Origin of the sequence: Amaricoccus sp. B4 (genome assembly GCF_043226085.1) — a bacterium.
In the GTDB taxonomy this organism is placed as follows: Bacteria; Pseudomonadota; Alphaproteobacteria; order Rhodobacterales; family Rhodobacteraceae; genus Amaricoccus.
The window spans coordinates 3,465,660-3,478,445 of sequence record NZ_CP171225.1; the positions used below are offsets into that span (position 1 = coordinate 3,465,660).

General features: G+C 70.3%; 13 protein-coding genes. 6 read left to right on the forward strand and 7 right to left on the reverse strand.

Annotated features, from left to right (window positions below):
• Positions 1-16 precede the first annotated feature (16 nt).
• From ACF66B_RS16665 to murD, 4 genes are all read left to right on the forward strand, one after another.
• Positions 17-640, forward strand: a complete 624-nt coding sequence (locus tag ACF66B_RS16665; protein ID WP_392663329.1) for an ATP-dependent Clp protease proteolytic subunit — start codon at positions 17-19, stop codon at positions 638-640.
• A gap of 1,086 nt (positions 641-1,726) precedes the next feature.
• Positions 1,727-1,972 carry an Ada metal-binding domain-containing protein gene (locus tag ACF66B_RS16670; RefSeq protein ID WP_111429860.1) on the forward strand — a complete coding sequence of 82 codons (246 nt, stop codon included), beginning with the start codon at positions 1,727-1,729 and terminating at the stop codon, positions 1,970-1,972.
• A gap of 270 nt (positions 1,973-2,242) precedes the next feature.
• Complete coding sequence (locus ACF66B_RS16675) at positions 2,243-2,629, forward strand: ester cyclase (protein ID WP_111429859.1); 387 nt, start codon at positions 2,243-2,245, stop codon at positions 2,627-2,629.
• Between the two features lie 127 nt (positions 2,630-2,756).
• A complete protein-coding gene (gene murD / locus ACF66B_RS16680; RefSeq protein WP_111429858.1) occupies positions 2,757-4,160 on the forward strand; it encodes a UDP-N-acetylmuramoyl-L-alanine--D-glutamate ligase in 1,404 nt (467 codons plus the stop codon).
• Positions 4,161-4,202: 42 nt separating this feature from the next.
• Here the strand turns inward: murD and ACF66B_RS16685 are convergent, their stop codons facing one another.
• The 3 genes from ACF66B_RS16685 to ACF66B_RS16695 form a co-directional block, all read right to left on the reverse strand.
• Complete coding sequence (locus ACF66B_RS16685; RefSeq protein ID WP_111429857.1) at positions 4,203-5,465, reverse strand: MFS transporter; 1,263 nt, start codon at positions 5,463-5,465, stop codon at positions 4,203-4,205.
• A 411-nt stretch (positions 5,466-5,876) separates the two neighbouring features.
• The gene (locus ACF66B_RS16690) at positions 5,877-6,518 is read right to left on the reverse strand and encodes a DsbA family oxidoreductase (protein ID WP_111429856.1); all 642 of its coding nucleotides are present in this window, start codon (positions 6,516-6,518) and stop codon (positions 5,877-5,879) included.
• Positions 6,515-8,065: an AMP-binding protein gene (locus tag ACF66B_RS16695; RefSeq protein ID WP_111429855.1), complete on the reverse strand. Its 1,551-nt coding sequence runs from the start codon at positions 8,063-8,065 to the stop codon at positions 6,515-6,517. Before ACF66B_RS16695 ends, ACF66B_RS16690 begins: the two co-directional genes overlap by 4 nt.
• A gap of 114 nt (positions 8,066-8,179) precedes the next feature.
• Between ACF66B_RS16695 and ACF66B_RS16700 the strand changes: the two genes are divergently transcribed.
• Positions 8,180-9,406 (forward strand): GTP-binding protein, encoded by a 1,227-nt coding sequence (locus ACF66B_RS16700; protein WP_111429854.1) that lies wholly within the window; start codon positions 8,180-8,182, stop codon positions 9,404-9,406.
• 61 nt (positions 9,407-9,467) lie between these two features.
• Positions 9,468-9,806 carry a DUF6525 family protein gene (locus ACF66B_RS16705; RefSeq protein WP_392663333.1) on the forward strand — a complete coding sequence of 113 codons (339 nt, stop codon included), beginning with the start codon at positions 9,468-9,470 and terminating at the stop codon, positions 9,804-9,806.
• Here the strand turns inward: ACF66B_RS16705 and ACF66B_RS16710 are convergent.
• From ACF66B_RS16710 to fmdA, 4 genes are all read right to left on the reverse strand, one after another.
• Positions 9,706-10,314, reverse strand: coding sequence for a DNA-3-methyladenine glycosylase I (locus tag ACF66B_RS16710; protein WP_111429853.1), 609 nt, complete (start codon positions 10,312-10,314; stop codon positions 9,706-9,708). The genes ACF66B_RS16705 and ACF66B_RS16710 overlap by 101 nt on opposite strands.
• A 158-nt stretch (positions 10,315-10,472) precedes the next feature.
• Positions 10,473-10,769 carry a zinc ribbon domain-containing protein gene (locus ACF66B_RS16715; RefSeq protein WP_111429852.1) on the reverse strand — a complete coding sequence of 99 codons (297 nt, stop codon included), beginning with the start codon at positions 10,767-10,769 and terminating at the stop codon, positions 10,473-10,475.
• Between the two features lie 12 nt (positions 10,770-10,781).
• Positions 10,782-11,294 (reverse strand): AmiS/UreI family transporter, encoded by a 513-nt coding sequence (locus ACF66B_RS16720; protein ID WP_111429851.1) that lies wholly within the window; start codon positions 11,292-11,294, stop codon positions 10,782-10,784.
• Between the two features lie 139 nt (positions 11,295-11,433).
• Positions 11,434-12,660, reverse strand: coding sequence for a formamidase (gene fmdA, locus ACF66B_RS16725; protein ID WP_111429850.1), 1,227 nt, complete (start codon positions 12,658-12,660; stop codon positions 11,434-11,436).
• Between the last annotated feature and the right edge of the window lie 126 nt (positions 12,661-12,786).

Genomic DNA, 12,786 nt, shown 5'->3' on the forward strand with positions numbered 1-12,786 from the left:
CCCGGCGGAAGCCGACATGGAGAACGACATGGTATCGAACCTGCGCAACGATCGTGAAAAGCAGGAAGATGGCGACAAGCCGGAAGAGAAGGAGGCGCCCGGCCGGATCGACGCGCTCTTCTTCCGGAGCCGCAACGTCATCATCGCGGGCGAGATCAACGACAAGCTCGCAAGCCGCGCGGTCACCCACCTTCTCGCGCTGGCCGAGGCGAGCGACGACCCGATCAACGTCTTCATTTCCTCGCCCGGCGGCCATGTGGAATCCGGCGACATGGTCCATGACGTGATCCAGTTCATCAAGCCGACGGTGCGCACCATCGGCTCGGGCTGGGTGGCGAGCGCGGGCGCGCTGATCTTCGTCGGCGCCGCGCGGGAAAACCGCTACTGCCTGCCCAACACCCGCTTCCTGCTCCACGAGCCGCGCGGCGGCATCGGCGGCCAGGCCACCGACATGATGATCCAGGCCGAGCAGATCCGCATCATGCGCGAGCGCTTCCACAAGCTCTTCGCCGAGGCGACCGGCCAGAGCCAGGAGAAGATCGAGAAGGACACCGGCCGCGACTTCTGGCTGACCGCCGCCGAGGCGATCGACTACGGCCTCTGCGGCAAGCTCATCCGCACCGCGGCCGAACTCGGCTGACGCCCTCGAGGGCGCGCGGGCCGGGAAAGACCGGCCCGCTCCGCCCCCTCGGCCCTCCGCCCCGCCACCTGCGGCCGTGCGCCCCGCGCCCTCGGCCCTGCGCCCCGCCACCCGCGCCCCGCCACCGGGGCCAGCGCCCCGCCCGATGACCGGGGGCCATCCGGTCCCATCCTCCACACGACCTGCCTCCCTCTCCTGAGCGGCCCTGCCGCGCGCGGGCTCCCTCCTCGCCCGGCCACCGGTGCAGGCCCTCTGCCGAAACCCCTTTCCCGCGAAGCGACGACCGGAAACCCGCATCAGCGCGGGCGGCCGACCCCGCATCGTCTCTCCCCCATGCCCGCCGGACGCCCCTGCGCCCGCGAGCAGGCCGTCGAGCCCCCGATCCGCCCCAGACCTCCCGGGCCGCGCGAGAAAGCCGTCCTGTCCTGCTCTAAGCGCAAGAAACGGATCGCCCGGCGCCGCGCCCCCGCCGCATGATCCCGCCATGGGGAGGAGGAAACGCCCGATGACCGGGGGCCATCCGGTCCCATCCTCCACACGATCTGCCTCCCTCTCCTGAGCGGTCCTGCCGCGCGCGGGCTCCGTCCTTGCCCGGCCATCGGTGCAGGCCCTCTGCCGAAACCCCTGTCCCGCAAAGCGACGACCGGAAGCCTGCATCAGCGCGGGCGGCCGCCCCCGCATCGTCTCTCCCCCATGCACGGCGGACGCCCCTGCGCCCGCGAGCAGGCCGTCGCGCGCTCCAGGGCTGGCACCGATCCGCCCGAGCCTCCCGGGCCGCGCGAGAAAGCCGTCCTGTCCTGATCTAAGCGCAAGAAACGGATCGCCCGGTGCTGCACCCCCGCCGCATGATCCTGCCATGGGGAGGAGGAAATGCCCGAAGCGCGCGCGCCGAGCGGCTCCGTCCTCCCCCGGAAACCGGAGGAGGAACAATGCATCCGATCACCCCGCCGCAACGCCCCATCCCCCCGATGGCAGGGGCTTCTCGCCGTCCCGCTCCGGGATCACGTCCCGCGCGCCCCGGCGCCACTGGCCATCGCCGCGCGGCTCTAGCGGGCCCCGGCCTGCCCCGAGGACGGGAGCCGCGGCATGTGCGATGACGAAAGCCGCTGGCGCGCCATCGAAACCTGCGACGTGAAGGCGGCGGGAACCTTCGTCTATGGCCGGGACGCGGACAGGATCTATCATTCGCCGATCTGCCGGACCCGCCCGGAACGCGACGGCGTGCGGTTCTTCGACACGCCCGAAGCGGCCCGGCAGCAGGGCTTCACGCCCTGCAAGGACTGCTACCCGGATCAGGCGGCATGGCTCGCCGGAGCCAGCCGCTGGATGTGAGGCTCCGGGGCCAGCCAGACCCGCACCGTCACGAACAGCGCCCCGACCGCCCCTAACGCCGAAAGCCCCGGCGCATGGACCCCGATTGCGGAAGGCTCCCATGACCGCCATGGTGGAGAGGAAGACCGCAGAGAGCCCGGCCCGCAAGGCCGGCCCCACCCCCAGCATCCCGAACGGCCACCGCCTCATGCCAAGTCCCGCCGCGTCCGCACCGCCACCGGAAGGCGCGAGGAAACCCGGCTCCGGCCGCCGCACCGGGAGCGCCGCGCCATGAGCCCCGAGAGCCTCTCGGACTTCTACCGCGGCGACATCGCCTGCCTCAACCGGCAGGGCCGGGAGAGCCTCGGCGCCTTCGTCCACGCCCGTGCCGAGCACAACGGCCGCCCGCTCGGCCTCGCCGGCTACCGCGCCCTGCTCGCGGCGGATTTCCGCGCGATCCCCGACCTCCGCTTCACCATCGCGCTCCTCGTGTCCGAACCGCCCCGGATCGCCAGCCGCCTCGCCTTCGACGGCACGCCCGCGGGCGTGCTCTTCGGCCTCCCCGTCAACGGCCGGCGCGTGCGCTTCGCCGAAAACGTCTTCCACGAGCTCGAGGAGGGCCGAATCCTCCGGGTCTGGTCGCTCATCGACACCGGGGCGATCCGCGCGCAGCTCTGATTTCCCCCCTCCCGCAGCCCGGTGATTTGCATCCTCCGGACAAGCACTTATAACGACCCGAAGACAGGATTCGACGCGAGGCAATTGGCGGCATGACGATGAACTCACGGCCCGGAGCGCCGGTTCGATGATCCCGGTGCGGGGATACCAGGATTGCCGCGTGGCCGTGCTCGGGCTCGGCCGCTCGGGCCTTCCGGCCGTGCGCGCGCTCGAGGAGGGCGGCGCCGAGGTCATCGCCTGGGACGACGGCGCGCCCGCCCGCGAAAAGGCCGCCGCCGCGGGCGTCACCCTCGTCGACCTCACCCGGCCCGGCGCCTACGAGGACGTCAAGGCGCTGATCGTCAGCCCCGGCATCCCGCATCTCTACCCCGAGCCGCACCCCGCCATCGCCGCCGCCTGGGACGCGGGCGTCGCCGTCGACAACGACGTCGGCCTCTTCTTCCGCTCCTTCGCGACCGAGGACTGGGACTGGTTCGACCGCGCGCCCCAGGTCGTCTGCATCACCGGCTCCAACGGCAAGTCCACCACCACGGCACTGCTCGCCCACATCCTGAAGGCCACCGGCCGCCCGGTGCAGATGGGCGGCAACATCGGCCGCGGCGTGCTCGATCTCGACCCGGCCGAGGACGGCATGGTCGTCGTGCTCGAGCTCTCCTCCTACCAGACCGAGCTCGCCCGCGCGCTCCAGCCCGACATCGCCGTCTTCCTCAACATCTCGCCCGATCACCTCGACCGCCACGGCGGCATGGGCGGCTACTTCGCCGCCAAGCGCCGGCTCTTCACCCAGGGCGGCCCGGAGCGCAGCATCATCGGCGTCGACGAGACGGAAGGCCGCTTCCTCGCCAACGTGATGCGCGAGATGCCCGAAAGTGCCGAACCCGTCATCATGATCTCCGCGAGCCGCAAGCTCGCAGGTCCCGGCTGGACCGTCTTCGCCCGCAAGGGCTTCCTCGCCGAATGGCGCGGCCGCCGCCAGCTCGCCTCGATCGACCTCCGCCCCATCCTCACCCTGCCGGGGGCGCACAACCACCAGAACGCCTGCGCCGCCTATGCCGCCGCCCGCAGCCTCGGCCTCGCCCCGCGCCAGATCGAGACGGCGATGGCGAGCTACCCCGGCCTGCCGCACCGCGCCCAGCTCATCGCCACCATCGGCGGCGTGACCTACGTCAACGATTCCAAGGCCACCAACGCCGACGCCGCGGCGAAATCGCTCGCAAGCTTCGAACGCATCCGCTGGATCGCCGGCGGCCGGGCCAAGGCCGGCGGCATCACCACCCTCGGCCCGCTCTTCGAGCGCATCGCCAAGGCCTACCTGATCGGCGAGGCGGCGGGCGAATTCGCCGCGACCCTCGGCGGGAAGGTCCCCCACACCATCTCGGGGACGCTCGCGGAAGCCGTCGCCCAGGCCGCCGCCGAGGCCGAGCCGGGCGAGACCGTGCTGCTCGCGCCGGCCTGCGCGAGCTTCGACCAGTTCGCGAGCTTCGAGGCGCGGGGCGATGCCTTCACCGCCGCGGTGAAAGCCCTCGGCTGACCCGCGGCCGCGCGCCCGAAAGCGCGGCGCCCGGCGGGCCGCTCAGGCCCGCGCCGCCACCCCCGCCCGCCACGCCGCCTCCCGCGCCCGGATCCGCCGCGCGGCCAGCGCGAGGAGGAGCGAGGCAAGCCCGCACCAGGCCGTCATCCCGAGCATCTGCACCGGCAGCCCGATCCCCGCATCGATCAGCGCCCCGGTGATCCCCGGCCCGATCGCGGTCGACAGCACGATCGCCGACAGGATGATCGAGCGGATGCCGCCGAGATTGGCGAGCCCGTAGACCTCCGGCCAGAGCGCGCCCATCAGCGTCCCGGTAAAGCCGTTGCTGATCCCGAGCAGCAGCATGAAGGCATGGATCCCCCAGACCGGCACCACGACCGCCACCAGCAGCGAGGCGAGCGCGAGCGGCGCCAGCACGAAGGGGAGCAGCCCGAGCGCCCCGTGGCGGTCGATCAGATGCCCGCAGACGAACCCCGAAACCACCGTAGCCACCGACATCACCGGAAAGGCCGCGGCAAAGGCGAGCGGCGCATAGCCGCGCAGCTCCGTCAGATAGCCCTGATGAAAGAAGATCGTCGTGCCGATGAAGGGCGGCGCCAGCAGCCCCGCCAGCAGCAGATAGAGCAGCGGATCGCGCACCGCCTCCGCCCGGCTCCAGTCCCGCGCCATCGGCCGCCCGCGCGCGCTCACCTCGATCGCCTCCGGCACCCGCCCGACGCGCATGAGCCAGAGAAGAAGCGGCAGCGCCACCCCGAGAAGCAGCCCCACCGCCCAGAGCCAGGCCGCATGCCAGCTCCCCGCCGCGCCGTTCACCAGCACCGCGAGGATCGGCAAAACGGCCGAGCCCGCGGGCTGGCCCTGCACCACCAGCGCCATCGCCCGGCCCCGGCGCGCGATGAACCACCGCCCGGTCTCGGTATGGGCGATCTCCGTCATCATGCCCTGCCCGAAAAGCCGCAGCAGATAGAGCGCGAGCCCGAGCACCGCCACATTGGGCGCCAGCACCACCAGCACGCAGGCCGCGGCGAGCGCGGGGAGGGTAAAGCGCGCGACCTTCCATCCGGGCATGAGATCGAGCGTCCGCCCGAGCCAGGGCAGGGTGGAGGCGCTCGCCAGCGTCGCCACCATGTAGAGCGCCCCGAACGCCCCGCCCGATAGCCCGAATGCCGCGCGCAGATCGTTGCCCGAAAGCCCGATGAAGAAGGTCTGGCCGAAGGAGGAAAAGAACGTGAGCAGGAACCCCGCCGCCAGCCAGCGCGCATTGTCCCGAAAGAAGCGGAGAGTGTCGCGAACGATCCGGCCCATCGCCCCCCGTTAGACCCGACCGACCCCGACGGTGCAACCCCGCCCTCCCGGCCGGGCGCGCCCCCCCGGAAAGCGATTTCATACAGGCAGAAACCCTATCGGGCAGGAACGGGGCCCCGCCAACAGGCGGGGGAAATGCAATCCGGCCAACAGGCCGGACAATCGAGAACGCCGCCTCGGGAACCAGAGGCCCGACCGGACCACCCGCGCGGTGGACCAGCCCCCTGCGCCCCGGCCTCCCTGACCCGCTCCCGCATGGCGCAGCGTCCGTGTCCCGATGCGCAAGCCCGTCCGGAGAGCGGCGCATCGACCGCATTCATGATATGTTAACTACGAAAATCCAATGATTTCAGCGCTGTTTTGAGATTTTCACGGTGAAAAGCTCGTTTTCACGGGGGAGAGGGGTCCGAATTACGACCCCGCGGCGGCAGCGGCCAGCTCGTCGATCACCTTCGTCCAGAGGTCCGAAGGCTGGGCGCCCGGCACCACGTAATGCCCGCCGAGGATGAAGGTGGGAACCCCCGTCACCCCCATCCGGGCCGCCTCCGCCGCCGCGGCGCGGATCTCCGCCCGGTCGGCGTCTCCCGCCAGCAGACGCCCGATCACGCCCGCGTCGCACCCCGCCTCGCCGGCGATCCGGGCCAGCGTCTCCGGGTCCTCGAGATCGGCGCCCTTCTCGAAATAGGCCTTGAAGAGCGCCATCGCGACCCGCGTCTGCGCGCCTTCGGTGCCCGCCCAGTGGATCACCCGCTGGGCATCGAGCGTGTTCGGCGTCCGTGCGATCGCCCGGAAATCAAGGCTGAGCCCGGCGGCTTCCGCGGCCGCCTGCACCGGCATGTAGGCCTTCACCGCGGCGTCCTTGCCGCCGAATTTCGCCTCCAGATAGTCGGTGCGCTCCATGCCGCCCGGCGGCATGTCGGGGTTGAGGAAATAGGGCCGCCAGCTCACCGCCAGCCCGTGGTCCGCCCGCGCCTCCATCGCCCGCATCAGGTTTGTCGCCCCGATATAGCACCAGGGGCAGATCGGGTCCGAAAGGATCTCGAGCCGGGTCATGCATCTCCCTCCATTGCCCTGAGGTGGCGTCGCTGGATCTTGCCGTTGGCACTCCGGGGCAGCGCCTCGACCGCCCGGAACGCCCGCGGGCATTTGTAGCGCGCCAGCTCGCCCGCGCAATGGGCCGCAAGCTCTTCCTCGGCCACCGCCGCCCCGCGCGGCACGTAGAAGGCGGTGATGATCGAGACCCCTTCCCGCACCGGGGTCGCCACCACCGCCGCCTCGGCGACGCCGGGGTGGTGGAGAAGGGCATATTCGACCTCCGCCGGGCTCACCCGGAACCCGCCCGCGTTCATCACGTCGTCCGCCCGTCCGAGATAGGTGATCGCCCCGTCCTCGTCCATCCGGGCCCGGTCGCTGGTCAGAAACCACTCGCCCCGGAACGCCTCCGCCGTCTCCTCCGGCCGCCGCCAGTAGCCGAGCATCAGGCCCGGATCGCGGCGCGAGACCGCCAGCAGCCCGTCCTCGCCCCGGAGCGCCAGATCCTCCGCCCCGCCATCCTCGGCCAGGATCGCCACCCGCCGCCCCGGCTGCGGATAGCCCGCCCGGCCCTCGATCCTCGGCCGGTCGGGCGAGAAGGAGATGTAGGTCGAGATCTCCGACATGCCCAGCGCCTCATGGATCGGCTTCCCCGTCGCTCCGCTCCAGGCCGCCGCCACCTGCTTCGGCAGCGCCTCTCCCGCGCTCAGCCCGTGCCGGAGATGGGCAAACCCGCGCGCAAGCGCCGCATCATCGCCCAGCATCTGGCGGTAGACCCCGGGCACCGCGGCAAAGATCGTCGCCCGGTGCGCCTCGGCAAGGTGCGGCCAGACATGCCGGTCCGGCGGGCCGGCATAGATCAGCGCCGCCGCCCCCATCGCCCAGGGGTCGGTCAGGCCCGCCCCGAGCGTGTAGGTCCAGTTGAAGGCCCCGGCATGGAGCATCCGGTCATCCGCGCCGAGCCCGTACCAGCCCTGCCACATCATCCGCCGCGCCCAGGCTGCCCGCTGGGCGTGGAGCACCCCCTTGGGCCGGCCGCCGGTGCCGGAGGTATAGATCATGAAGGCCGGATCCTCCGCCCGCGTCGCCGCAAATTCGCCCGGCCCGGCCTCGCGCAGCTCGCGGATTTCCTCCGGCCCCAGAACCGGGATCCCGCCCGTATCCGGCAGCTCGAGACCTTCGCCGCGACAGATGAATGCCGGTTCGAGATCGGCGAGGATCACCGCGATCTCGTGGGGCGTGAGCATCGATGAAGTCGGCACCGGCACCGCGCCGAGCGCGATGGCGCCGAAGAAGAGCAGCGGGAAATCCGAGGAGTTCCCGATCCGGAGCAGCACCCTGTCCCCCCGGCCGATCCCCACCGCCGCAAGCCCCCCCGCCACCCGCAGCACCGCCTCGCGCAGCGCCCCGTGGGTCCAATGCTCGGCCATCTCACCCGGTGCCCACAGGACCTCCAGCGCCGTCCGTTCGGGCGCGCGAAGGGCCGGGGCGAAGGTGTGCGCCGCCATGTTGAAGGTCTCGGGGCAGGGCGCAAACGGCCCTTCGTCGAAGAGTGCGTCCTGGGTCATGCGGCATTCGTAGCGGCATCCCGGACTTGCTGCAATGCACCCTTCGGACCGGTTGCGGTATGATATGTTATACTATAACAATATAGCCCTGACCCATCCAGCAGGGAGACTTGCATGCCCGCCGCCGCCGATACGCGCCTTCCCGTGACGCTCATCTCCGGGTTCCTCGGAGCCGGGAAGACGACGCTGCTCAACCACATTCTCAACAACCGCGAGGGGCGCCGCGTCGCGGTCATCGTGAACGACATGTCGGAGGTGAACATCGATGCCGATCTCGTCCGCGCCGGGGGGGCCGAGCTTTCGCGCGCGGAGGAAACCCTCGTCGAGATGACCAACGGCTGCATCTGCTGCACGCTGCGCGAGGACCTGCTGACGGAAGTGCGCCGTCTCGCGGGCGAGCGCCGGTTCGATGCGCTGGTGATCGAATCGACCGGGGTATCAGAGCCGCTGCCGGTCGCCGCCACCTTCGAGTTCCGCGACGCGGAGGGCAGGAGCCTCGAGGATGTCGCCCGCCTCGACGCCACCATCACGGTGGTTGACGCCATCAACCTGCTCGGGGACTTTTCGAGCCACGACTTCCTCGCCGACCGTGGCGAAAGCCTCGGTGCGGACGACGCGCGCACGCTGGTCGATCTGCTCGTGGACCAGATCGAGTTCGCCGACATCATCGTGCTCAACAAGGTGCATGACGCGGGGCCCGAGCGGGCCGAGGCGGCGCGGCGCATCATCCGCAGCCTCAATTCCGAGGCCCGACTGATCGAGGCCGACCATGGCCGGGTGCCGGCCGCCGCGATGTTCGACACACGCCTCTTCGATTTCGATCGCGCGCATGGCCACCCGCTCTGGTTCAAGGAGCTCTACGGTTTCGCCGAACACACGCCCGAGACCGAGGAATACGGTATCTCGTCCTTCGTCTACCGGGCGCGCAGGCCCTTTCACCCCTCGGCCATCCATTCGGTGCTGAACGGACCGCTGCCTGGCGTCATCCGCGCGAAGGGACATTTCTGGATCGCGACCCGGCCCGACTGGGTGGCGGAATTCAGCCTCGCGGGTGCGGTTTCGGGCGTGCGACCCCTCGGACGCTGGTGGGCGGCGGTGCCGAAGCGCTACTGGCCCGACGATCCGCAGATGGTGCAGCGCATGACCGCGGAATGGTGCGAGCCCTTCGGCGACCGGCGGCAGGAGATCGTCTTCATCGGCTCGGACCTCGACCGGGAGGCGATTTCCGCGGCGCTCGATGCCTGCCTCATGGGCGAGGTCGGGCCGGAGGCCTTCGTGCCGGAGCGCTGGGAAGGGCTGGCCGATCCGTTTCCGGCCTGGGCACATGGCGCAGCGGCCTGAGCCGCGCGGCGGGCGGAATGGTGCGAGCGCCCTGCCGCGCCGCCGCCGGAGCGGGGACCCCATGGCGGAGTTCGATGCGCTGCCGCCGCGTCTGCGCGCCTGGCTCGCGGGCGCGCGGCTGCCCTGGAGCCCGCGCTCGGTCCGTCGCGCCTTTGCCCGCGCCATCGAGACGGCCGGGGGCGACGTGGCCCGCGCCATTGCCGCGCTCGATGCGCTCGAGGCCCGGGCGCTCGCCCGCGATACCGGCGCGGTCTGGGGGAAGGGGCATCCCGAAGCCGCGACCGGGGGCGCGGCGGACGCTACCGGCCCGGCCGCCGGAACGCGGCGCGCGCCTCGTCGATCCGCGCGCGGTAGGCACAGCCCTCCACATGATCGTTCACCATGCCCATCGACTGCATGAAGGCATAGAGGGTCGTCGGCCCGACGAACTTCCAGCCGCGCTTCTTGAGATCCTTCGAAAGCGCGACGGATTCGGGCGAGGTCGAGACGGTCTGCGGCGGGGCGCATGTCGCGGGATCGGGCTCGTAGCGCCAGAGATAGGCCGCGAGCGAGCCCGCCTCCGCCGCAAGTTCCCGTGCGCGGCGGGCGTTGTTGATGACCGCCTCGATCTTGCCGCGGTGCCGCACGATCCCGGCATCCTGCAGCAGCCGCGCGACGTCGGCCTCGCCGAATTCGGCCACCTTGTCGAAATCGAAGCCCGCGAAGGCGGCCCGGAAGTTCTCGCGCTTGACGAGGATCGTCCGCCAGCTCAGGCCGGACTGGAACCCCTCGAGCGAGAGCTTCTCGAAGAGGCGGCGGTCGTCGCCGACCGGCATGCCCCATTCCGCGTCATGATAGGGCATCTCGTCGGCACTCGCGCTCCAGCGGCAGCGCGGCTGCCCGTCGGGGCCGGTGATCGTCGTGCTCATGGCTCTCCTCGTGTCTCGGTCCTGCCGGGCCGCGACGGAATGCAATGTCTCCCGACGTGGCCAGGCGTCGACCACGACCCGCTCGGCCGCTCCCGTCAAGGGTCATTCGGGCGCGGGCGCGGCGCATCGCCGGGGGATGGTATGCCCCGGCGATGCCCTCAGCACTGGCCGAGCATCCAGCGCCGGGAGGTGGGCGGCGCCTTCTTCTTGCAGAGGTTGCAGCCGCAACTCGGCAGGTGGCTGCGTTTCACCACCTTCGGCGCGCCGGAGCTGGTTTCCGCCCGGTGTTCGGCCCGGCGCAGCGCGCTCGAGAGCGTGCTGATCTGGGGCAGGGCGGGCAGCACCGCGCTCGTGTTGCCGCAGCAGGGGCAGGCGATGCCGGCCCGGCTCGCCTCGTAACTGACCCGGTCGGTGAAGATGCCATGGTCGGCGCAGTGGAAATCGTAGATCGGCATCGAAGCGCTCCCTTACAGCAGTCCGTCGAGCAGCAGGTATCCCGGCACCCAGCCGGTCACGATCCCGGCGATGAGCGTGACCCATGCCGTCTGGCGCAGGATCGGGCGCCCGAGTGCCAGCAGCAGGAAATACATGAACCAGAGCACGCCCCAGATGAGCCAGTTTCCGGCCAGCCAGAATTCGCCCGGCGAGGCGGCGGACCCGATCCCGCGGAGGAAGACCGGCGCCGTGCTGATGGCGACGAAGAGGCTGAACCAGCCGAGCCCGCGACCGTCGACCGCGACGAGGCGGTTGTAGGCGACCCAGAAATAGGTGGTGCTGAACATGAGGGTCAGGGCTGCGGCGCGTACCGTGTCCGGGTCGGCGGCCGGACCGAAGGCGCTCTGGATCACCACGCCCGCGGCCACGAGGCCGGAGACGATGTTGATGACGACGATTTCCCGGTCCTGGATCTTGCCCATGAGCCAGATCCCGTTGAGAAACAGCACGGCGCCGACGTAGAATAGAAGAAATCCGAGCAACATGGATCTTGTCTCCCCGATCGGAGCCGCTCCGGTTTGGAGGACCTGTCCGATCTGATTGAACGTCCTGGAGCGGCGCGGCGCGTGGCACCGCCCGCTCCGACTGTCCCGCCCCGGCGTGCGGGGCGGGCGCGGCGGGGCCTCAGCTCGTCATGGCGACCGGGATGTCGGGGACGGAGCGCTTCGGTCCGTCGCCGTTCGGCCGGATGTCGAAGTCGAAGATGGCCGTGGGGATGGCGAGTGTCGCGCAGACGTTGGGAATGTCGACGATGCCCGCGATGCGGCCCTCGACGGGCGCGGTGCCGAGGATCATGTAGGCCTGCTCGCCCGAGTAGCCGAATTTCTTCAGGTACTCGATCGCGTTGAGACAGGCGCGGCGGTAGGCGACATGGGCGTCGAGATAGTATTGCTCGCCGGTGTGCTCATCGACCGAGATGCCCTCGAAGATCAGGTAGTCGTCGAAATGCGGATCGATCGGCGAGGGCCGGAAGATCGGGTTGATGACGCCGTATTTCGACATGCCGTCCTTGATGATCTCGACCTTGATGTCGATCCAGCCGGCCATTTCGATCGCGCCGCAGAAGGTGATCTCGCCATCGCCCTGGCTGAAGTGGATATCGCCCATCGAGAGCCCGCCGCCCTTCACGTAGACGGGGAAATAGACCTTGGAGCCGCGCGAGAGGTTCTTGATGTCGCAGTTGCCACCGTGCTCGCGCGGCGGCACCGTGCGCCAGGCCTCCTTGGCGGCGGTATCGGCGGCGGTGCCCTTGAGCAGGCCCATCAGCGCGGTGGAGGCATCGGGCGGGCAGGCGAGCGGCGGAACGCGGTCAGGATCGGTCGCGATGAGCTCGGCCTCGCGGCGGTTGGCCTCGGCGAGCAGCTTGTGATCCGGCAGGCAACCGATGAGGCCCGGGTGGATCAGGCCGGGATAGCGCACGCCGGGAATGTGGCGCGAGGTGGTGTAGATGCCCTCGAAATCCCAGATCGACTTCGTGGCGTTGGGGTAGTGCTCGGTGAGAAAGCCGCCGCCGTTTTCCTTGGCGAAGAGGCCGTTGAAGCCCCAGCGCGAGTCGTCCATCGCGCCGATGTCGAGGATGTCCACGACCAGTAGGTCGCCCGGTTCGGCGCCTTCGAAGCCGAACGGGCCGGAGAGGTAGTGGACCCGCGTGAGGTCCACGTCACGGATATCGTTGGCGCTGTCGTTGTTGCCGATCTGCCCGCCGGTCCAGTCGTAGCATTCGACGCGCAGAACGTCTCCGGGCTTGAAGGTCTCCACCATCGGGATGTCGGGGTGCCAGCGGTTGTGCGGCTTCTGTGCGGCTTCTTCGGGAGCCTTGGTGAGATCGACCTCGAAGACTGTCTTTGGCATGGATGCCTCCCTGTTTCTGCGCCGGCGCCGTCTCGGGGGGCACCGGTCGGGCATCAATCTGGGCCGGCCGTGTAACCGGCGTTCGTCCCGAAACGCGGCCAAATGTAATTTCGTGTAACCGGGCCT